Raw genomic sequence first — 22,962 nt, 5'->3', positions numbered from 1 at the left:
GATTTCTGCGCATTACATTCCATTTTATACCCCCTGACGCGGCCCTTCATGTTATCTTTAAAGCCCCCTTTTTTATCGCAGTGTGCAGCGACATATCGCTCGGGATAGTGTTATCACCACTGCCTCATACAGACAGAAAAACCGATGAATAAGCAAAATTATGCACCTGGAATGCGGGTGGTTATTCGTGATGCAGAGTGGCGCATTCGCCGGGCGGATGACAGCGGAGATGGTGGTTACCTGCTGACCTGTGATGGCATTTCGGAGCTGGTGCGCGGTAAAGAAGGGCTGTTTCTGACAAAGCTGGAGCAAAAAGTCGAGATTCTTGATCCAGCAAAAACAAATCTGGTGGAAGATGAGTCAGCCAATTACCAGGCGGCTCAATTGTACATAGAGAGCCAGCTACGCCAACGCGTCCCGACTGACAGCAAAGTCCATTTTGGACATCAGGCTGCGATGGATTCCATGCCCTTTCAGCTCGATCCCACGCGCATGGCGCTGGCGCAGCCGCGTCAGCGGATATTAATTGCTGATGCGGTAGGGCTGGGTAAAACGCTGGAAGCCGGTATCCTGGTTTCAGAGCTGATTCGCCGTGGACGTGGCAAACGCATTCTGGTGCTGGCGGTTAAATCCATGCTTACGCAATTCCAGAAAGAATTCTGGAGCCGTTTTGCTATTCCGTTGACGCGGCTTGACTCCGCTGGTCTACAAAAGGTGCGTAACCGCATCCCAACCAACCACAATCCGTTCCATTATTTCGATAAGACCATTATCTCCATCGATACCCTGAAACAGGACATCGAGTATCGCCATCACCTGGAAAACGCCTGGTGGGATATTATTGTTATCGATGAAGCGCATAATGTCGCTGAACGTGGGACCAGCTCTTTGCGCAGCAAACTGGCAAAATTGCTCGCCGGGCGCAGCGATACGTTGATTATGCTTTCAGCTACGCCGCATGACGGTAAGTCTGAAAGTTTTGCCAGCCTGATGAATATGCTCGATCCGACGGCCATTGCCAATCCGAAAGAGTATGAATACGCCGATTTTGCCGACAAAAATCTGGTTGTGCGTCGCTTTAAAAAAGACGTGAAAGACCAGATGGCTGGCGAGTTTCCGGAGCGCAATATCGTCAAATTGATGCGTCCGGCAACCGGAGCTGAAGAAGAAGCCTACAGCCGATTGGTTGAGAGTCAGTTCCGTGACGATGATGATGAAGACTCGCGGTCAAATAAAGGCCGCCTGTTCAAAATTACGCTCGAAAAAGCGTTGTTCTCCAGTCCAATGGCATGTGCCGGCGTGGTGGCTAACCGCCTGAAGCGGCTGGAGAACCGCAAAGAAATAAACAGTCAGAGCCAGATTAACGAATTAGAGTCATTGCTGCTGGCGCTCAATAATATTGATGCCAGTCAGTTCAGCAAGTATCAGCTGTTGCTGGAGACCATCCGTAACGATCTCCGTTGGAAAGCGAATAACGCGGAAGATCGTCTGGTGATCTTTACCGAGAGTATCAAAACGCTCGAGTTCCTTGAGCAGCAACTGCGCTCCGATCTCAAGCTGAAAGACGATCAAATTGCCACGTTGCGAGGCGATCAGGGCGATACAGTTCTCATGGAAACTGTCGAAGCGTTTGGCAAATCCCAGTCTCCGCTACGCCTGCTCATCTGCTCGGATGTCGCGTCTGAAGGTATCAACCTGCACCACCTCAGCCATAAAATGATTCACTTCGATATTCCGTGGTCGCTGATGGTATTCCAGCAGCGTAACGGACGTATTGACCGCTACGGGCAAAAACACCAGCCACAGATCCGTTACTTGCTGACTGAAGCCAGTGAACCGCAGATCAACGGTGATATGCGTGTGCTGGAAGTGCTGATCAATAAAGACGAACAGGCGCAGAAGAATATCGGCGACAGTTCCGAATTTACCGGCAAATTTACCCAGGAAGAGGAAGAAGAGCAGGTTGCTGAATTCATGATGCAGGACGATGGTGCCAGCCTGTTCGACGACCTATTGAATAGCAATGTCACTGAAAATACTGGAAACGACCTGTTTGGCGAAATCTGCAGCGCAGTGTCCAGCGATGCTTCGACCGTGACCGAAAGCGATATTAGTCTGTTTGATAATGAGCAGGCATACTGCGAAAAAGCGCTGGGCTATCTGAAGGCCAGGGGCCAGACCGTGCAATACGAGTTCTTGACTGATAACACCTTATCGCTGGTCGCACCGGAGGAGTTACGCCGTCGCTTTAACCAGTTACCGCCGGAAATTGCGCCGGAAAACTGGCAGCTTTATCTAAGCCAGGACAAAACCGTTATCACGGAAGCTATTTCACGTGCGCGCGGTGAGCAACACGCCTGGCCCGATGTGCAGTACCTCTGGCAAATCAACCCGGTCGTACAGTGGTTAGACGACAAAATTCAGTCCTCATTTGGTCGCCACCAGGCGCCGGTATTGCGCCTGCCGCACCTGTTTGAGCCTGATGAAGATCACTTCATCCTTTCCGGGCTGTTCCCGAACCGTAAGTCGCACCCGATGGTGAATCCGTGGCTGGTGGTGAGCTTTAACCGCGAAACGTTAAGCGGTAGCCTGCCTTTTGCTGAGTTCCTGAAACGACATCCGCAACTGAGAAGCAAACTGACTAACAGTGGCGGTAAAGATCGTAACCACCAGCGCCAGCAGGATCTGCTGGAAGCGGCAATCGTACATGCGCGGGATGTGTTTGTTCACGATCGAAATGCTTTTGAGGAGCATATCAATCAGCAGCTCAATGAACATCTGCAAAAGCTGGACGTTCTGCGTGGGCGTCAGCTGAGCCAACTGGAGCTGGATTTTGCCGATAATAAACAGCAGCTTTCAGTGAAACAGAGCCGCAAAGAACAACGTCAGCGAGAAATCGAACACAATTTTGACAGTTATATCCAATGGATTGAGGACACCATGACCACCGAAAAAGAACCCTACATCCAGGTTATTGCTGTAATCACCGGAGCGGAGGGCTAATCATGGCGCTGGTCGGTATTAATAACGAAAACGAATTTTACTCCAACCACTATCTGGGCGAAGTCTTTACCAGCGATATCCGCGATGTACTGGAACCCTGGATTAACCAGGAAAATGCCGCTCGTGAAGCTGAACGCGCTGCCCGTGAACAGGGCAAAGAGGTTGAGGCGGGCTACCGCGCGCCGTGGAACCAGCTTAACAGCCTGGCGACAGAGTTTTTCCGTAAACTCACTGAACATGAAAAACAGCGCCAGATCCCGCTGCGTCTAGCCGATCAGCACAGTCGCTGGCAGCCGCTGTTAAAGGCATTGGGTTATGAACTCAATCCGCACATTCAGATGCTGGATGACGATACGCCTTTGCCGGTACTGGCTCGTTACAACAGTACCGACGGCAGCCCGTGGCTGTGGATTGTTGAAGCACATGATCAGGATGAAGGAACGCTGGATCCGCTGGCGCTGTCGCTACTGACCGCGCAGTTTCCGGCAGATACCGATAAACATAAGCGCGACAGTCTGCGTAAAAAAGCCAACGGCGAATACCGCAGCTGGCAGGATCTGCTCTCCACGGTGGTCTTTACACAAAATGAACCGCCGCGTTTTGTGCTGCTGCTCGGTAACCGCCAGCTGTTATTGCTGGATCGTACTAAGTGGGCGCAAAACCGTCTGCTGCGCTTTGACTTTGAAGAAATTTTAAGTCGTCGCGAGATAGATACCCTGAAAGCGACGTCGGTGTTGCTACACAAAGATTCGCTGTTGCCAGGCAGCGGTGCGCCGTACCTCGATTCGCTGGATGACAATTCGCACAAGCATGCGTTTGGCGTGTCGGAAGATCTGAAATATGCCCTGCGTGAGAGCATTGAGCTGTTGGGCAATGAAGCGATGCGTTATCTCATCAACAACGAGCTGGCTTATTATACCGGAAAACGTGCTATTAACCCGGATGAGTTGAGCCGCGAATGCCTGCGGTATATGTATCGTCTGTTGTTCCTGTTCTATATCGAAGCGCGCCCGGAACTGGGCTATGCGCCGATGACCGCCAAAACCTATCTGCAGGGCTACAGCCTGGAAACGCTGCGCGATCTGGAGATGATCCCGCTGACCAGCGAAGAAGATCGCAACGGGCGCTACTTTCACGATAGCCTGAATATGCTGTTCAAACTGGTGCGTGACGGCTACAGCGGCGGCGTGAAAATGCAGAGCGACCTGGAGAGCGGCGACCAGATCACTATTCACAGCCATCAGTTCAGCGTGCCGTGTCTGGAAAGCCATCTGTTTGAAGCGAATAACACCCGTATTCTTAACCGTGTGGTGTTCCGCAACGAAACCCTGCAACAAATTATTCAGGCGATGTCGTTAAGCCGCCCGGGTAAAGGACGTTTTAATCGCCGGGGGCGTATCTCCTATCGCCAATTGGGTATCAACCAGTTAGGTGCAGTGTATGAAGCGCTGCTCTCCTATCGAGGATTCTTTGCCAGTGATGACCTCTACGAGGTGAAAAAAGCCGGAGAAGAGTTTAACGAACTGGAAACGGGCTACTTCGTCAGCAAAGACGAGATCGGCAAATACCACGACGACGAGAAGGTTTACGAAAAAGACGGCAGCCTGCGTATTCACCGTAAAGGCAGCTTTATCTATCGCATGGCCGGGCGCGACCGCGAAAAATCCGCCTCTTACTACACACCGGAAGTACTGACCCGCTCGTTAGTCAAGTATGCACTGAAAGAGCTGTTTAAAGAGCAGATTGATCCGATTACCGATCCGCATGCCAAAGCTGATGCCATCTTAAACCTCACCGTATGCGAACCGGCGATGGGCAGCGCGGCGTTCCTTAACGAAGCCATCAATCAGCTCGCGGAAGCTTACCTGTTCCACAAACAGCAGGCGGAAGGTCGCCGCATACCTCAGGATCGCTACACCCAGGAGCTGCAACGGGTGAAAATGTACATTGCCGATAACAACGTCTTCGGCGTGGACTTAAACCCGGTGGCGGTGGAGCTGGCTGAAGTGTCGCTGTGGCTGAACGCCATCAGCGGCGATGCATTTGTACCGTGGTTTGGCTACCAGCTGCACTGTGGCAACTCGCTGGTTGGCGCACGCCGTCAGGTGTTCAACAAGAGCGAGCTGACCTACAAAAAAGCGAAAGATCCGAGCTGGCTTAACAGCGAGCCAGCCGAGCTGGCGATGAATATTCCACGCGAAGAGAAGCAGATTTTCCACTTCCTGCTACCGGACAGCGGCATGGCCAACTACAGCGACAAAACCGTTAAGCAGCGCTATCCGGATGATTTCAAAGCGTTGGATAGCTGGCGCAAAGAGTTTACTAAAAGCTTTGCTCCACATGAGATTGTTGATGTGCAGCGCATCAGCGGCAAAGTGGAAGCGCTCTGGAACACGTTTCGTCAGCAACTGAAAGCTGAGCGCCAGAAAACCGCCGACAATTACCCGGTATGGCCTGCGGAAAATACGGCTCAAGTTCGCTCTTCTTTAAGCAGCAAAGATGAAACCTTCAGCGGCCGCCTCGAAGATAACAGTACCTATCAGAAACTGCGCTGGGTGATGGACTACTGGTGCGCGCTGTGGTTCTGGCCGATCGACAAAGCGGATGAACTGCCGGATCGCGGTATGTGGCTGATGGAGATGGAGACTCTGCTCGACGGTATTGTCGTCACGGAAAGAGTGATAGAAAGTACAGAACAGGCCACCGGCGATCTGTTTGCCGACGAGGGCATGGTGCGTGAAGAGTCTTCGCTGTTTTCCGGTGCAGGTCGCCTGAAAACCGATGTGCTGTTCCGCCATTTGCCGCGTCTGGCGATTGTTGATGCGCTGAAAAAGCAGCACCGTTTCTTCCATTGGGATCTGGAATTCTGCGATCTGTACGCCGAGCGTGGTGGTTTTGACCTGATGCTTGGAAACCCGCCGTGGCTGAAAGTGGAATGGCAGGAAGCGGGTGTGCTGGGCGACTACGAGCCGGAGTTTGTTCTAGGCCGATTGAGTGCTTCGAAGTTGGCGACATTGCGTCATGAAACCTTCAATCGAATTCCGCTGCTCGAAAATGCCTGGCGCAGCGAGTATGAAGGCTGCGAAGGGATGCAAAACTTCCTGAATGCGCAGCAGAACTACCCGGTGCTGCGTGGCGTGCAGACTAATCTGTATAAATGCTTCCTGCCGCAGGCATGGCGCTTAGGGGCGCAGAAAGGCGTGGCAGGTTTCCTGCACCCGGAAGGAATTTATGATGATCCAAAAGGTGGGCAGCTGCGTGCGTCGGTATATCCGAGGCTGAGGGCGCATTTTCAATTTCATAATGAATTGAGCCTTTTTGCCGAGGTTCATCATGCAACGATGTTCAGTATCAATATCTATGGACCGCAGAAAATAAAGCCGTCCTTTATTAACATGTCAAATGTTTACGCAGTAAGCGCTATTGATGCCTCGTTTGAACACAACAACGCTGGTCCTGTTCCGGGTATCAAAGATGAGCAGGAAATTGAAGGCAAAATCAAAGTTTCCTGGAATACATCGGGCCATCGTTCACGGCTAATTCATATTGGTTTAAAGGAGCTCTCTTTATTTGCTCGTCTGTATGACAGCGAAGGAACTCCTGCATGGCAGGCTCGTTTACCAGCTTTGCACGCAGAACAACTTGTTGCTGTGCTGGAAAAGTTTGCTAATCAGCCGAAGAGATTAGGTGATTTGCAGGGGCAGTATCTGTCTCTGGAAATGTGGCACGAAACAAACCAGCAGAAAGACGGTACTATTGAACGTAAGACGCAGTTCCCTGAGGATGCATCACAATGGGTATTATCTGGCCCGCACTTCTTTGTTGGGACGCCGTTCTACAAGACTCCACGCCAAAACTGTACGTTAAACAGCGATTATGACTGCCTGGACCTGCTAACATTGCCCGACGATTACCTGCCGCGCACTAACTATATGCCAGCATGTGATGTGCAGGAGTATGCCAAACGTACTCCACGCATTACTTGGACTGAACCGGGTGAAGATGAACCGAGAAAGGTGACGGATTATTATCGTTACGTTGCCAGAAAAATGCTGAGCCAGTCTGGGGAAAGAACTCTAATTCCAACGCTTATACCACCTGCAGTAGGGCATATAGATGGTTGTTTTTCGGCGGTTTTCAGCGATACTCATCGCCTGACATTATTTACAACGGCATCACTGTCCATTGCATTTGATTTTTGGGTTAAAAGTACTGGTAAATCAAACTTTAGAGATGAATTACTAAAACTGATGCCTTTGGTCTGCGAAGCTGGAAGGCAGTTAGTCGCACGTGGCTTAACATTGATGGGTGTAGGTACCGCTTATGCTAATCTCTGGCAATCCTGCTACACCCCAGAATTCAACACCCAACGCTGGAGCCGCGATCTCCCACAGCTCCCTCAGAATTTCTTCGCCAATCTGACCCCAGAGTGGCAGCGTAACTGCGCTTTACGCTCCGACTACAGCCGCCGTCAGGCGCTGGTGGAAATCGACGTGCTGGTGGCGCAGGCGCTAGGGTTAACTCTCGAAGAACTACTTACTATCTATCGCGTTCAGTTCCCGGTCATGCGTCAGTACGAAGCGGACACCTGGTACGATCAAAACGGCCGCATTATTTTTACCCCAAGTAAAGGCCTGGTGGGCGTTGGCCTGCCGCGTACCGCGCGTAAAGCTGACCTGAAAAACGGTTTTGTCTTTGATGTCGACAGCCCGGACTGGACCGGTGGCGACTGTACCGATCAAGCCATCGGCTGGGATGATGTCAAGCATTTTCAAACCGGCACTGTTAGCGCCACTTTTGATGATTATACCCGCAGCGATGAAGGCGAGCGCCGAACCGTCGTCTGGCAGGCACCTTTTATCAAACCTGACCGTGAAGACGATTATAAAGTGGCCTGGGCATTCTTTGCACAAGATAAGGAGAGCGCCTGATGCTGCCTTCCGTTGTTAGTCGGCAGGTTGCCGACAGCGTTGCTTCCTTTTTACGGGCTGCCTTTCCGCTTAACAGCCCGCTGTTTAACGGTGAAGAAAACAATAACGTCTCTATGCTGGAGCAATTTCTGTCCCAGCCGGAAACGCTGCTGAAAGGGCCGTATCTTTCCGCTCAGCTGCCGTTTCGTAAAAGTGACTTACCGCTGAACTTCTTCCCTTACCTGACGCTGCCGTTCCCACCGCACGCGCATCAGGCGCAGGCGTTTCAGCGCCTGGGTATCGAGACGCCTCAGCCGACGCTGGTGGCGACCGGGACGGGTTCCGGTAAAACGGAATGTTTTATGTTCCCGCTGCTTAACCATTGTTCGGGGGCATCAGAGGCCGGTGTTAAAGCGATCATCATTTATCCAATGAACGCCCTGGCAACCGATCAGGCCAGCCGTTTCGCTAAAACCATCGCCAGCGATCCGCAACTACATGGCAAAGTGACTGTCGGGCTGTTTGTCGGCGACAGTGAAATCGAGCCCAGCAAAAAGATGTCTGCGGATAAAGTCATCACCTGCAAACATACCCTGCGCGAGAACCCACCGGATATCCTGCTGACCAACTATAAGATGCTGGATTACCTGCTGATGCGCCCCGGCGATCAGAAGCTCTGGCGCTATAACCAGCCAGGGTCACTGCGTTATCTGGTGGTGGATGAACTGCATACGTTTGATGGTGCGCAGGGGTCGGATCTGGCCTGTCTGGTGCGCCGCTTAAAGCATCATATCGGTGTTGATGACAAGCGTTTTGCCTGTGTGGGAACGTCGGCTACCGTAGGTGACGAACTGGGGCAACTACTCGATTATGCGAAAACGATCTTTGATCAGCCGTTTAGCGATGACGCGGTTATTCGCGAAGATCGCTACACGGCGGCAGAGTATCTGCAAGGTTATACCATCGAGTACAGTCAGTATCCGGGACAGGATGTCAGCGCGGCGCTGGATCCGCAAACGTACGCCAGCCCGGTAGATTATCTGAACGGACAAATTCCGCTGTGGTTCCCGAATAGTTCACTGCAATTACCTGCCGATCTGGACAGCGATCGCGGACGTGAAAAGCGTATTGAGTTGGGCTCACTGTTACGTCGCCACAGTATTCTGCATGTGCTGCTGGAGGATTTGCAGGGCGGTATTTTGTCGGAACAGCAGTGCCTGGAAAATCTCCAGGTGATGCTGGCGGAAAGCGCCGGGCATGCAACCCGCGTGCTGCAAAGCATTCTGGCACTAATTGCCCAGGCACGCCTGGAGGTTCCAGAAAAACAGGAAGATCGGGAAAAGCGCCTACAGGCGAATAAAGCACGCCCCGTTCTGCCTTTTGTGCAACTACGTTCTCAGCTGTGGTTGCGCGAGATGCGCCGCCTGGTCGCCAGCGTGTCAAAAACACCTGAGCTTGTTTTTGCTGATGATGTCGCGGTGGAAGATCGCGAACATTATCTTCCCGTTATTCACTGTCGTGACTGCCATGCTACCGGGTGGGCGAGCCTGCGCCATGGTCAGAGCGTTCAACTCGAAACTGATCTGGACGGTATTTATCGTCAGTTCTTCGAAAAAGGCCGTTCTATTGTACTGGCCTTCCCGGATAACAACGATAAACCTGTCAGCGGTGTTCACCAGAAGCTGTGCCCTTCCTGTTTAAAGCTCAATAAGCAATCTAACGTGCAGTGCGGGCATTGTGGCCATACTGGTCTGCTACAAGTACTTATCCCGGATATGCTCAAAGAGCGTAAGGATGAGCTGGAATTTGCCAACGAATGCCCGTACTGCAACAGCAAACAGGGTATTTCGATTCTTGGGTCACAGGCAGCCAGCCTGTCGGCGGTGATGATCCATCAGCTTTATGGCAGCCAGTTCAACGAACATAAAAAACTGATTACGTTTTCTGACTCGGTACAGGATGCCGCACACCGCGCCAGTTTCTTTACCGCCCGAACCTGGCCGTTGATGGTACGCGGACAAATCGCCAGCGTGTTGGGTGAAAAAGAAACGTTACCGTTGGATGCCTTTGCGACACGTGTCTGCCAGCAGACGCGTGAACGTTCACCGGATGATGCTCATTTTGCCGCGAGCTTCATCGCGCCCAACATGCAGTGGATGAACGATTACCAGACGTTGAAGAACGAAGGCCAACTGGCAGTGAGTTCCGATTTACCGGAGCTGGTTTCTCTTCGTCTCGACTGGGAGGTATACAGCGAATTTACCCTACGCGCACGAATTGGACGTACGCTGGAGGCCACCGGTTACGCAACTGCAGGAATTGATGTTGCACGTTTCAATTCAGCGATAACGGCGCTTCACCAACAGCTTGTCGAAGAGCTGGGTGATGAAATGGTTGGGGTCAGCGTTGAGCAGGTGGCACACCTGGTGATTGGCGTTCTTTGGCATCAGCGGCAGGCGGGAGCTGTTCTGCATCCGGCTTTCGAAAGTTATCGTCGTGAGGGCAAGACCTTTATGATGACGCAGAAGGAGCGAACTTCACGCTATATGCCATCTATTGGTCCGAAAACGCGTAAACCGGCCTATGCCTCGTTTGAAAAAATAAATGGCTTCCATCGCCTGATTGGTGCGAAATCCAACCCCAGCTGGTATCAGCATTGGATCAACCGAACGCTCAGCAACGGCAATAATCTGTTTATCAGCAGCCTGGCCGAGACGGTTTTACGACGTCTGTTTGCGACACTAAAAATGGCCGGGTTGGTAAAAGACTTTGACACAAAAGGCAAAGAAGCTTGGGGGCTAGTACCTTCAGCGCTGGTAGTGAGCCGAGATGTTGTTCAGCTAAACTGCTCTTGCTGTCGTGAGGTTGTTCGGGCACCGGCCGATCAGGGGTGGCACTGGCGAAACGCTCCATGTCTTTCTCTGCGCTGTGAAGGCCGCTATCAGGAAACTGAAAATACAGTGACCTGGCACTGGGATAATATGGACATCGCTCGTGTTCAGGGGGCAGAGCATACCGGATTACTGAGCCGTGAAGATCGTGAGGCTACGGAACAATCGTTCTACCGCGGTAATCAGCCATGGAATATCAACCTGCTTTCGGCAACACCGACTCTGGAGATGGGTATCGATGTGGGTGACCTTTCTACGGTATTACTCTGTTCTGTTCCACCCGCGCAGGCTAATTACTTACAGCGTATTGGTCGTGCCGGGCGTAAAGACGGCAATGCACTTAACATCACGGTGGCTGAGGGGAACCCGCACGATCAGTTCTTCTTTGAAGAGCCTCTGGAGATGATGCAAGGGCAGGTACAGGCCCCTGGTGTGTTCCTGAACGCAACGGCTATCCTGGAGCGTCAGCTGGCCGCATTCTGCATGGACAACTGGGTGAAAACCGGCGTCCCGGCATCTGCTATCAGCAAAAACGTGAAGCAGATGCTGGACGAGCTGGAGTTTGGACACAAGTCTGGGTTCCCTTATAACTTCCTGCGTTATGTTGAACAACATCATGCGGATATTGCTCAGCAGTTCTCGTCCATCTTCCCGGATCTTACGGAAGACACTCGTCTACAGTTACTGTCATATTTGCAAGGGGCATCAGGGCAGCGTTCTCTGGTTCAACGTATCGAACAAGCATTAAAACTGCTGGTGGAAGATCGCAAATCGTTGCGTTCCCGGATTGATAAACTCAAGCGCAGTATCGACAAGCTGGAGAGCGATCCGCACGATCAAAACTTTGACAGCGATATGCGCGAGTTGACTTCGGAACGTCAGGCGCTGATGGCCCTGGTGAACCAGATCAATAACAAGCAAACGCTTAATTTCCTCACCGATGAAGGATTACTTCCCAACTATGCCTTCCCGGAGGCCGGTATTACGCTGCGTTCTGTGCTGTGGCGGCGTAAAGACGGTGGGGAGACGCGTGAGTATCAGAACACGACCTACGAATACGAACGTCCGGCATCAACGGCGCTGGCTGAACTGGCCCCGTTGAATAACTTCTATGCGGGCGGGCATAAAGTTGAAATCGAACAGATTGATCTTAAATTGTCTGAGCCTGAAAACTGGCGTATTTGCAGCCACTGTAACTACAGCGAGAATATCGATCAGACCGGCGATCAGCATAAATACTGCCCTAAATGCGGCACACCAGGTTGGGCTGATGCCGGACAAAAAACGACGTTACTGAAGCTTCGCCAGGTTTATGCCCGCTCAAGCGCCCGGGACAGCCAGATCAGTGATGAGAGCGATAGCCGAGAACCGGCATTCTTCCAGCGACAGCTGCTGGTCAGCTTCGAAAAAGAGGATGTATCGGCCGCTTATGCCATTGATGAAGGAGAAATCCCGTTTGGCTTTGAGTTTTTGAGCAAAGTGACTCTGCGAGATATCAACTTTGGCAAAATGGCGGATGATGCCAATGAACTGATGATCGCAGGAGAGGCAAAGAAACGCACCGGGTTTAAAGTTTGCCTCGGCTGCGGCATGGTGCAGCGCCCTCGCGATCATGAACCTCGTCATGACCTGAGCTGTAAATATCGCGCTGAACCCGAAAAAGCGAAGTTTGAAGATTATCTCTACCTTTATCGCCAACTGGAATCTGAGGCATTGCGTATCCTGCTGCCGGTAACCAGCTACAGTAACGATCGCGTGGTGGAAGCCTCCCTGGGGGCAGCCATTCAGCTTGGGCTTAAACATTACTTCAAAGGTAACGTGGATCACCTGAAAGGCGTGGTGTATCGCGAGCCTGAAAATGAGGGCGAATCCTGGCGTCAGTATCTGGTGATTTACGACACCGTACCAGGGGGGACCGGCTCACTCAAAGAATTGATGCGTACACCTGACAACCTGCTGAAATTACTTGAGCTGGCCTACAAGGCGTTAGTGGAATGCAGCTGCAACCATGATACGCATAAAGACGGCTGTTATCGCTGTGTTTACGCTTACCGTGACCGCGGGCGTATGAAGTATGTATCAAGAGATCAGGCGCGTCTCTTACTGGCGAAAATCCTGAAGGCCAGTGCTGCTATACGCGTTATTGATTCCATCAAAAACATTTCGCTTGATGCCATGATGGGGAGTGAACTGGAAAAAAGGTTCATTCACTGCCTGCAGGATAACAAAAATCTTCTCGTGAGCCGGAGTTATGCCCATCAGAACGCAGGCTGGATTATTAATACCCGTACAGAACCGGCGATGAGCTGGCATCTCAAAGCACAGGTTGATTTAGGGGTTAAAGAAGGGGTAGGCATCCTTAGCCGACCAGATTATGTGCTCTATCCTCTGATGCAGTCAGAAAAGATAAAACCGGTAGCAATTTTCCTTGATGGTTTTGCTTTTCATAAAGATAGCGTGTCGGATGATGTCCAAAAACGGCAGGCGATTAAAGACAGCGGTAATTTTTGGGTATGGACAGTGACCTGGGCAGACCTTCAAGAACAAGGTATTAAACATGTACAGAATGTCATGGGGCTTGGTCATAACCCGAATATGAAACAGCCTAAGTTTTATGACCCGTTCCATGATACAAACTTTGCGACACTTGAAGGTTCATTCAGGGAGAGAAACAGTTTTGCACTGCTACTCGATTATCTCTCTGATCCCGGTAATAAAACTCTACTATGGCAGAAAATGGCCGCTGCCTACGCCTGGGTGTGGCTGGATCCTAAAAAGTCGCAGGATAGCGGAGCCAAACAAAAGTACGCCTATGAAATGCAGGAGAACGCACCCGCTTATCGGTTGAATGCACTTTTGCCTGATGAACCATTTGTATTTGGTGGTTTACTGGATAGCTGTAGTTCATCACAACAGTTCATTGAGCTGGCAGCTGTTGTACCGCAACAAGCCATTAAATCAACGACAAGTATTGAACAAATGCGAAATTTGTTGAGGCTGCATATTTGCTTTGACGATCGTTATTCGCAGGATGATGGCTATGAAGCCGGATTTAACGGTTTCTGGTGGATGGTGAATTTACTGCAGTTCCTGCCAGATATGACATTCACCAGCCGTAAAGCGGTCCATTTACCGCAGAAGCCTGAAGCGGTAAAAATGCAGACTTCGGTGGTAGTGGATATTCAGCCTGACGAGAGCTGGGCGGAGATACTTGAGTTTGGTTTATTGAGCGCAGAAGAAATCGCTTTGCTTCAGTCGTTATCACTATCGGCACCGACAGTCGGATATGAATTGCAGGATGACGATGGCGAAATTATTGCAGAAGCCGATCTCGCCTGGCCATTACAAAAGCAAGTCTTGATTATCGATAATCAAGGCTTTACTGCTTTATTCGAAAGTAAGGGTTGGCACGTTGCATTCGGGCCAATTGATGAAAATACATTGCAGTATCTGTCCGGAGGTGACAAATGACGATTCCAACGCCAAAGGTGGCACTTTCTGATGGTTTTCTGGGGGCTTTTGCGCGGATTCCTAAAGCGCAGCAAAAAAAGGTCCAGGAATTCATCTCTAAGTTCCGCCAGGATCCGACGAGTAATGGGCTGAACTACGAAAAGATCCACGATGCACGCAGCAATAATGTGCATTCCGTGCGTATTGACCAAACCTACCGGGGGATCGTCCTGAAACCTGAGCAGGGTGCTCTGTATATGCTGATGTGGGTGGATAAGCACGACGAAGCCTACGACTGGGCGCGGCGACACGAATGTGCGATTCACCCGGTAACCGGTGCGATTCAGGTGATTGATACCAGCTATATCAAACCTACCCCCGAGCCGACTGTTGTTGATAAACCCAAACTCTTTGCTGCGTATACGGCAGAGCAGATCCTCGCGCTGGGTGTTCCTCCTGTGTTTATTGAGCAGGTGATGGCTCTTGTGGATACCACAGGGCTGAATCAGCTGGAAAGCGTGATGCCTGCGGAAGCCTGGGAACCCCTACACTGGCTGGCAGAAGGTCTGGATTACCAGGAAGTGCTGGAGGAGTTTAACGATCACCGTGATGAGCCTGTTGATACCAACGACTTTATTGAGGCAATTGAGAGAAGTAAACGTCGCTTCCATGTCGTTGAAAATGAACAGGAGCTACTGCAAATGCTCAATGCGCCACTGGAAAAATGGCGTGTATTCCTGCACCCGAGCCAGCGAAAACTGGTGGAGTCGCCAGCAAATGGTCCGGTGCGAGTATTAGGTGGTGCAGGCACGGGAAAAACAGTTGTTGCGATGCATCGTGCACGTTGGTTATCCCAACGCCTGGCCGATAAACCCGGTAAAAAAGTTCTGTTCACAACCTTCACCCGTAACCTGGCGGCGGATATTCGCGTCAACCTCCAGCGTTTGTGTAGCCGTGAGGAGATGGCGCGTATTGAAGTTGTTAACATTGATGCCTGGATGAGCGAGCAGCTTAAACGCCATGGATATGACTTCCGCGTGGTCTATGACAGCGATGAAGGGCGACGTAAATGCTGGAACTATGCCTTGCAGCAAGTCCCTGCTGAATTGGGATTACCGGATAACTTTTATTCTGAAGAGTGGCAACGTGTTGTTCAGCCGAATGCGGTTTACAGCCGTCAAGAATATCTGAAGGTGAGCCGTATTGGTCGTGGCACGGCGTTATCCCGTATTCAGCGTGCGAAAATCTGGCCTGTGTTCGAAGAGTTCCGGGCACAAATGGCTCGAGCCAAACTGCGAGAGATGGGTGATGCCATGCATGAGGCTATCATTCTGTTTAAAGAAAAACAGGTGCAATTGCCTTATAGCAGTATCGTAGTCGATGAAGCTCAGGATATAGGCGCACCGGCCTTTACCCTTATTCGTAGCCTGGTTCCAGAGTCTCCTAACGATCTTTTTATCGTGGGTGATGGACATCAGCGTATTTACCGCAATAAAGTCGTTTTAGGCCAGTGTGGAATTAACGTACGTGGGCGCCGTAGTAAAAAACTTAAAATTAACTACCGGACTACAGAAGAGACGCGACAGTTTGCTGTCGGGTTGTTAACCGGCGTTAAGGTTGACAACCTGGATGGTGAAATTGATGCCAGCAACGATTATTTATCATTGCTTCATGGTGAAAAACCCATGATCACTTATGCTTCAGATTTTAAAGAAGAGGCGGCGACGATTACCAAGCAAATTCAGGCGTTGTTAGCCAATGATGTTCGTTCCCAGGATATCTGCATTACCGCTCGTACGAAGCATGCTTACGAGCGTTATGCTGCTGCTCTGAATGATGCTGGAATCGAGACCTATAATTTAGGTCAGGATAGTGGTGATAGTGATCAACGCCCTGGTGTGCGTATGGCAACTATGCACCGCATTAAAGGGCTAGAGTTCCAGTATGTGTTCCTTGCGGGTATCAACGATGGCGTCGTGCCGGAAGTTAAAGCCATAGCATCTGATGATCCTGTTGAACAACGTGATGCATTATTTAATGAACGTGCTCTACTCCATGTTGCAGCAACCCGTGCGGTAAAAGGGCTGTTTGTTTCATCTTACGGTAAACCTAGTATCTTACTGGAGCCCGAAAGCGAGTAATCCAGCCAGATAACCAGAAGCTACAGCTTCTGGTTATCTGCATTTTAGTACTAATCAATATCGGCCATTTATTTGCTGATTTGGTCAGTGCCAGGAAAGAAAGTGGAACATTGAAGGGCTTTCGCAGTGCATTGATTGCGTGTTGTTAGCCCTGTGGGCATAAGCGACTGACGCAACGATATGTACATCGAGAAATTTCTGACTGAATATGATGACTCGCTAACGGGTGAGCTGAATGTTGATCCGCTTGGGCAATTAGTCATCTGGTCGTCCTGGGGACAGGACATCTTTCATAGCCGTATTACTTCTATCGCAAATGATGTACGGCAATACACGCTGAATCTGCTGCATCACAGCGTATTGCGCCAGATACTGGTCGATGAAAAGCTGCAAACTTCAGGCGCGATGAAAGGTCTGTATCCCAAAAAGCAATTACAGGAGTTTAGAGTTGCCTGTCTGATCCATCTGGAAAATATCTATATCTACTCTATGCTGGCGGCTGAAAACAGAGGCGTCACTCTCACTGGTGTGCAGGGTATTAATAAAGCCCGACCTAAATGGAACGCTTCAAATAAAAATCCTCAGATATTTTTTGGTCATGAAAAAAGTAGTGAGTTACTGACTAATCAGATCGCTCTTGGTACCAATGGTCGCTATAAATCGCCAATGATGAAAATGCAGTTTTTCTCTGCTGATTATCATTATGATCTACCGGAAAACAAGCCTGTGTGGCAAGCCGCAGAGGCATTTATTCGAAATGTACCAGAGCTGAAAGAATTACATGCAGCGGCCATAACTTATATGCAATCGCTAATGCAGGTTTCGCATAAGCGCGATTTGAACCCATTTTACGAAGATATTCCTGTCGGCCTAAAAAAGGCGTATGTAAAGGCATTCCGCGATCCGAAAATGGTCGGGGATTATTCGCGGGAATTTTGGCTACAAAGAACGGGGTTAGATAAATATGCGGCAGGTGCTATTTATCGGGTACTCAAGCAGGAGCGTTCGGATGAGTTAGAGCTTACAGATGCTGAAGTTTTCAAACGTGCCATGCAAGAGGCAAAAAGTGTGCCTGAAATGAATGAAAGTGACCTCATGGCGTTACAACATATCAGTCAGGCGGAGCCATTTTTATCCCTGATCGACCTGATGTTTTCAGGCTTACGCCGACAGAGTCGTCAGACATTGGCAGAATTTCGTCAATTCTGGCAGTCGCGTGGTCTGACGGAACTTGATCTGCCACAAAGGGCGGCTCAGCTTCTGGAAAATGATGTGCTCCTTTCCTCGCTTTCCGGTACGCCCGACAGACGATTTAGGCAACTATTAGCACTGGCCAGTATGCCGTCGCTGGAAGATCAGGTTCGAGGCTTGCTGGATTATCATCACAAGATAATGGAGACGAGGGGGCAGTTCCCGTGGCTCATGCTTGAAGGGGATGATATTTTGCTGCAGGTACCACCATGTTCGCTACGCGAAGATCGTCAGAATAGCGACTGGGTAAACCGTTATTATCTACCACAGTTCAGACATTTGCTGAACGGTTTATGGGGGCATTCTGCATGAAGCTGTTAGATGTCTTCAAAAAGCAAATTGCTGATATGGGAATGTTGAAACGTGTCTGGCTCACCACCTTTAATCTGGATATCTCTTTTGTTGAAACGTGGGTACTTCCTGCGGTGTTGGGTATGGACCCGCCCGTTAGTCGTATGGATTACGAAGGTCTGCAGCGTGCGCTGAATGAGAGTGGTATTGATTTCCGCATCTACTGCGATCCGCGCATGATTGCGAAAGAAAAGCCGAAACGTACCTCCATTGCGGTATATCCGGTGTCGGTGCGTAAGCTGGCTCAAAGCGAAGAGTCTTATCTGGATAAAGAGCGCGGGCTGTTTCACCCAAAAGTATTTTATCTCGAAGATCACTACAGAAAGATTATTGTGGGTGCGGGCAGTGCCAACCTTACGCTTAGTGGGTGGGGGCGAAATCAAGAAACTGTGGATTTTCGTTGTGTTGCAAGTAATGCCCAATACCAGCAGGTAAAACGATTTTTTACCACAATTGATAACAGTCTGAATGACGAAGAATTTTTCCCAACCCGTCGCAAGTTTCTCGGTGATGATCCTGACTGGTCATTTATTCACAGTCTGGCTGGTTGCACACTGCTGGATGCATTAAAAAACGGCGGTGAGATTCATACACTCAGTGTTTGGTCGCCTTATCTTGCTGAGGATTTAGCAGGGTTTATCGACAATATTGGGCATGAAATGCTCGTAGAACTGGTTCCGGATTTGGTTGAGGGACGTTATATCCGCACTCGATGGAGTGACAGTATTCAGGCAATGATTACAAATAAAAAGCTTACCGTGTATCGCTCTCCAGTGCCCAAGGACGATAGGGCATTGATGACCCACGCCAAGCTCTGGCTGGCGAAAAGCATTACCGGTACGCAACTTGCCGTGGGGTCCTGGAATTTCACCAACCCGGGTTGCAGCAGCTTACCTGAGGCAAACTGGAATGTAGAAGCGGGAATTGTGCATGCGGTCTCTCGTAACACCACGATTTGCGGCAAAGAATGGGATGATGTTAATGAAGAGAATTTCGCCAGTGAATCATTGTTGGAGGAAGAGGCGCTGGAGCCGGATGAACTTCTACCTTTCGATCTGACCGTTATTTTTGACTGGACTCGATGTGAGTATCAGATTTCCGGGCAATGGTTCGGTGGTAAGCCTGTGTCAGGTTATCAACTAATATTGCCCGGTATCAACGGGGCAAATGAATTGGTATGGAAAGCTACCGGTATAGGTCTGAAATCGCCCCGGCAATTGGCGGTATTAAAAAGCAATGCCGTATTGGATAACCCCTTTTATACCCTTCGTAGAATTGGAATAACCGACTGGCAGGGCATGATCGTTGAAAGCGGTATTGAACACCGGCGTGCGTTGAGCTTTAAGTCGCTAGATGACTTACTTAACAGCTATCTGAATTCAGCGGATCCCGCATTGAGCGATCGCCTTATGCTGCGCTGTGCTGGAGCGCAGGATGAAGAGCAAAGTGAGGGGATGGCGCAAGTCATGAATTTAGATGCCACTAGCTATTTCCGCCTCTTTCAGGCTATCCAACAACGGCGCAACTGGTTAGCAGACGCGGACGATGGCACTCAGCTGTATCGTCGTTTGTTCAGTGAACCTGGTTGCTTACAGGAATTGGCTGAAATAGCCAGGGAGCGTATAAGTCAACCGACTCAGCCAGTATTTAACTGGTTTCTGGCCCAAGAAGTTAACACTCTGGCCGCTCTGGCAAGAAAGCGTGTTAAAAGCATCCGTCACAAACAAGGGGCTGAAGCCATATCTGTGGCAGTGCACTTGTGGGAGTCTCTACAGGTTGCAATTCCACCTCTAACTAGCGATGCCGCTAGCCTGCGTTATCTCGCAGCTATCAGGAAAGACTGTAGTTATGGCGAATAAGTTAAAACAGATCATTACTCCGGTTGAGGTTTCAGCCGTGATGAATTTCGATGCGACTGATATGCACTGGCAGTATCAATCCGGTGCTTCCAGCATGGCGGCGAAGCAGGCAGAAGGGGTGGCTGGGTTGTGGAATTTGCTGAGTAAACAACACTTGGCACTTCTCGCCGATGAGGTTGGCATGGGTAAGACCTATCAGGCGATGGGAGTAATGTTGTTGTTATGGCAGGCAAAACCTGATGCACGCATTCTGGTTATGACACCTAACAGGACGCTCTGTGATAACTGGGAGAGAGAATTTAGTATTTTCACAGAGATACACTATCGGCCTGAACATAATGCCTTTACCTCTTTAGAGGGTAAGACAAAATATGCCCCACAAGTTCATGGCAGACTGGCGGAGCTGGCGGCTGCGGTGGAGAAAAAGTCTCACCATTTTTACCTTACTTCTATCCATTCACTAAGCGGTCTGGTCCCTCCAGATGAAAAAGAAGATGCCCTGAATGCTGCCGCGTCTTATGGCGTGTTATATCGTCAGCAGATTAAGCAATCTCTTGGAAAAGGAGGGTTTGACTTAATTATAATCGATGAGGCTCATTACTTTCGTAACCGAAGCGGATCACAGCGCGCCGCCGCCGCTCAGGCCTTCTTTGGTGATGCGCAGGACCGGTTGGGGAGTAATGTACTGCTGTTGACGGCAACCCCTAATCACTCAGCATCGCGAAATCTTTATGACATATTTAGCTACTTCAGTGATATGCCAAAACGTTATGCAGAGGATGATGTCCGTGCGCTAATGAATGATTTTGCCATCCGCCGATTGCGCAAAATGCAGGGTAGAGAGAGCAGCCATAGCAAATATGAATATCGTCATGAGCGCGCTAGCATTTCCAGTTTTACTAATAAGATGGATGCTGAGTTGTTTTTTGCTCTATATCAGAAACAACTCGTGGTTCAACTGGACAAAGAGAAAAAGGCAGGTGGCGGCAGGCGCATGCTATATGGCTATCTTGAAGGGTTTGAATCAACGGGCAGTACCGTCAGTGAGCGGGATAATAGTAGTGATGAAGAGGGGCAAATCCATAATGACTTCAACCACGCGCCGGATTCTGCTCTGCTCAATAACTTGACCCGGCAGTTTCACGATATCTATCACCGCTTTCCAGATCACCCGAAATACGACGCGCTGGTCGATGCCTGCTTTACCAGTGATCCGTTCAAGCAGTCTCAGCCGCTACATTGTAGTAAGCATTTGGTTTTTGTTCGTCGAATACCATCTGTGCGCGAAATTACTCAGCGCATCAACGCACGTTATGATGAAATAATGGCTGAGCGATTGATGAATGTCTGGCAGCTACCTGCAAAGTCGCTGGCAGAATGGCGAGAGTCGGGTTGGTCCCGAGATATTTTTGTTAAGCTTTTATCGGAAAAATCCAATGAAAAGCCCGATTTCGATGAGCATATGCTGGAGGACGGGGAGACAGATGAGCCTGAAACGGATAACGACCTAAAGCTTTCAAGTAAAATTGCCGAGCTATTTGTTATGAAGAAAACTGGCCTGCGTAGTACCGACTGCGCCAACGTTAGTTTGCGTTTCCGTCGCCCTGAAAGCCTCTTTTCTTTATTTCTTGAACCTGCATTGGATGGTACGACCGGGACCTATCATTATCATTACCGCAAAGAGTCTGGTGAACGTCAACGTGACAGCTATGGTGATGCCGCGAGAGATGCCCGGCTGCAGCAATCGACATCAACTCAGAAAATCAAATATATCACTGCTTTGCCCACAGCCTGGGGATTGATGTTTCATGAGCTGCCGCGACCAGCAAAACAGCAATTGATTAAGTGGCGTGACCAGCCTAACGGTATGGCAATTATTGAGAATTTTGCCAACTATCTTCGCACGGGTTACCTGTTTGCCAGCCCTGTGATCATTGAGCTCTATTGCTGGTTTACAGAGTTCAACCGTCGACCTCAAATAGGTGAGGTCCAGCAGCGATATCAGCATTTTGTAGAATGGGTCACCCCAAAATTGAATGGATCACTGATGCTACGTTATTTTGTGGCTGCCATTGAAACTTTCGAAACGCTATGCGTGAAAATTGTTGGTCAGAAACTAGATAATACTCAATATACTTGGCGCGAGTTCACTAGCTTGAGTAGCCCTGGTTGGTATGCCAGCGGGCAGTCACAAAATCGTGAACGCTTAATTCGTGGATTTAATTCACCTTTCTTCCCTAATGTGCTGGTAGCAACCTCTGTGTTGCAGGAAGGGGTGAATCTTCATCTTCAATGCCATCAAGTTCATCATTATGGCATCGCCTGGACTCCTGGTGATAACGAGCAGAGGAATGGACGGGTTGATCGCCTCTTTGGTCGAATCAATACAATGCTACAAGTTCAGGGGGCGGCTGAGATGATTATCAATTATCCCTACCTTGCAGGTACCTTCGACCAGGATCAGTTGGCTTCATTTATACGCCATAAACACAGTGTTGAAGATAAGTTAGATAGTTGCGAGCTGGAGGATTTTGACAGCGAAATTGATATTCAGGAGGATCCTCAAGGTTGGCAAAAATGGTTACGACAACCTTGTAAGGATAAAGATAAAGAAGATCCTTACCCAGCCAAGTTTGATCAGTAGTGTTTATTGTGTATGTGGTAATAATATATCAGGTGGTTACGAGCAGTTTTTTGCAGGGAACTGTTTTAAATAGAAACTGGGGTCACAACACCACAGGTCAGGCAGTATTTTTTTCCATCGCAATCATTTTTACATAAAACGCAGTGCCAGAAAAAAACAGTGGTGCAGACACCAGCTCTGCCAGCATAAATCTCAGTTTTCTTTGTCGGCAATCTGATCCTCCCCACCATTAGTGGACACGCAACTAAGTGAGTAAACTCTCAAGTAAGAGGTGATTACTCATGACAAAACCAGCATCAACCAGCAAAACGGCACGTAAACAGTACACCCCCGAATTCCGCGATGAAGCCCTGAAACTCGCTGAACGCATCGGTGTTGCTGCCGCCGCTCGTGAACTCAGCCTGTATGAATCCCAGCTCTACAACTGGCGCAGTAAACAACAGCAACAGATGACCTCCTCAG

The 22,962-nt window shown here is 49.8% G+C and carries 9 protein-coding genes; 8 read left to right on the top strand and 1 reads right to left on the bottom strand.

Features of this window, described 5'->3' with window-relative positions; translation table 11 throughout:
* The first annotated feature begins 144 nt into the window (after positions 1-144).
* From DES37_RS24355 to DES37_RS24325, 7 genes are all read left to right on the top strand, one after another.
* Positions 145-3,003: a DEAD/DEAH box helicase gene (locus tag DES37_RS24355; RefSeq protein ID WP_146211552.1), complete on the top strand. Its 2,859-nt coding sequence runs from the start codon at positions 145-147 to the stop codon at positions 3,001-3,003.
* Between the two features lie 2 nt (positions 3,004-3,005).
* Complete coding sequence (locus DES37_RS24350; protein WP_110028184.1) at positions 3,006-7,934, top strand: DNA methyltransferase family protein; 4,929 nt, start codon at positions 3,006-3,008, stop codon at positions 7,932-7,934.
* Positions 7,934-14,275 (top strand): DEAD/DEAH box helicase, encoded by a 6,342-nt coding sequence (locus DES37_RS24345; RefSeq protein ID WP_110028183.1) that lies wholly within the window; start codon positions 7,934-7,936, stop codon positions 14,273-14,275. The genes DES37_RS24350 and DES37_RS24345 overlap by 1 nt, the downstream gene beginning before the upstream one ends.
* Positions 14,272-16,395, top strand: a complete 2,124-nt coding sequence (locus DES37_RS24340) for an ATP-dependent helicase (RefSeq protein ID WP_110028182.1) — start codon at positions 14,272-14,274, stop codon at positions 16,393-16,395. The genes DES37_RS24345 and DES37_RS24340 overlap by 4 nt, the downstream gene beginning before the upstream one ends.
* Before the next feature lie 180 nt (positions 16,396-16,575).
* Positions 16,576-17,958 (top strand): hypothetical protein, encoded by a 1,383-nt coding sequence (locus DES37_RS24335; protein ID WP_110028181.1) that lies wholly within the window; start codon positions 16,576-16,578, stop codon positions 17,956-17,958.
* A complete protein-coding gene (locus tag DES37_RS24330) occupies positions 17,955-19,856 on the top strand; it encodes a phospholipase D-like domain-containing protein (protein ID WP_110028180.1) in 1,902 nt (633 codons plus the stop codon). The genes DES37_RS24335 and DES37_RS24330 overlap by 4 nt, the downstream gene beginning before the upstream one ends.
* Positions 19,846-22,500, top strand: coding sequence for a DEAD/DEAH box helicase (locus DES37_RS24325; protein WP_110028179.1), 2,655 nt, complete (start codon positions 19,846-19,848; stop codon positions 22,498-22,500). The genes DES37_RS24330 and DES37_RS24325 overlap by 11 nt, the downstream gene beginning before the upstream one ends.
* A gap of 65 nt (positions 22,501-22,565) precedes the next feature.
* Here the strand turns inward: DES37_RS24325 and DES37_RS26250 are convergent, their stop codons facing one another.
* A complete protein-coding gene (locus DES37_RS26250; protein ID WP_484173617.1) occupies positions 22,566-22,730 on the bottom strand; it encodes a putative zinc ribbon protein in 165 nt (54 codons plus the stop codon).
* Between the two features lie 51 nt (positions 22,731-22,781).
* Here DES37_RS26250 and DES37_RS24320 point away from each other — a divergent pair.
* On the top strand, positions 22,782-22,962 hold a 181-nt coding region (locus tag DES37_RS24320; RefSeq protein WP_146211551.1), incomplete at its 3' end, for a transposase.

This window comes from Mangrovibacter plantisponsor (assembly GCF_003182475.1).
Lineage (GTDB): Bacteria > Pseudomonadota > Gammaproteobacteria > Enterobacterales > Enterobacteriaceae > Mangrovibacter > Mangrovibacter plantisponsor.
The sequence above is the reverse complement of the archived record's forward strand: the minus strand, read 5'-3'. Positions and strand labels throughout refer to the sequence as shown.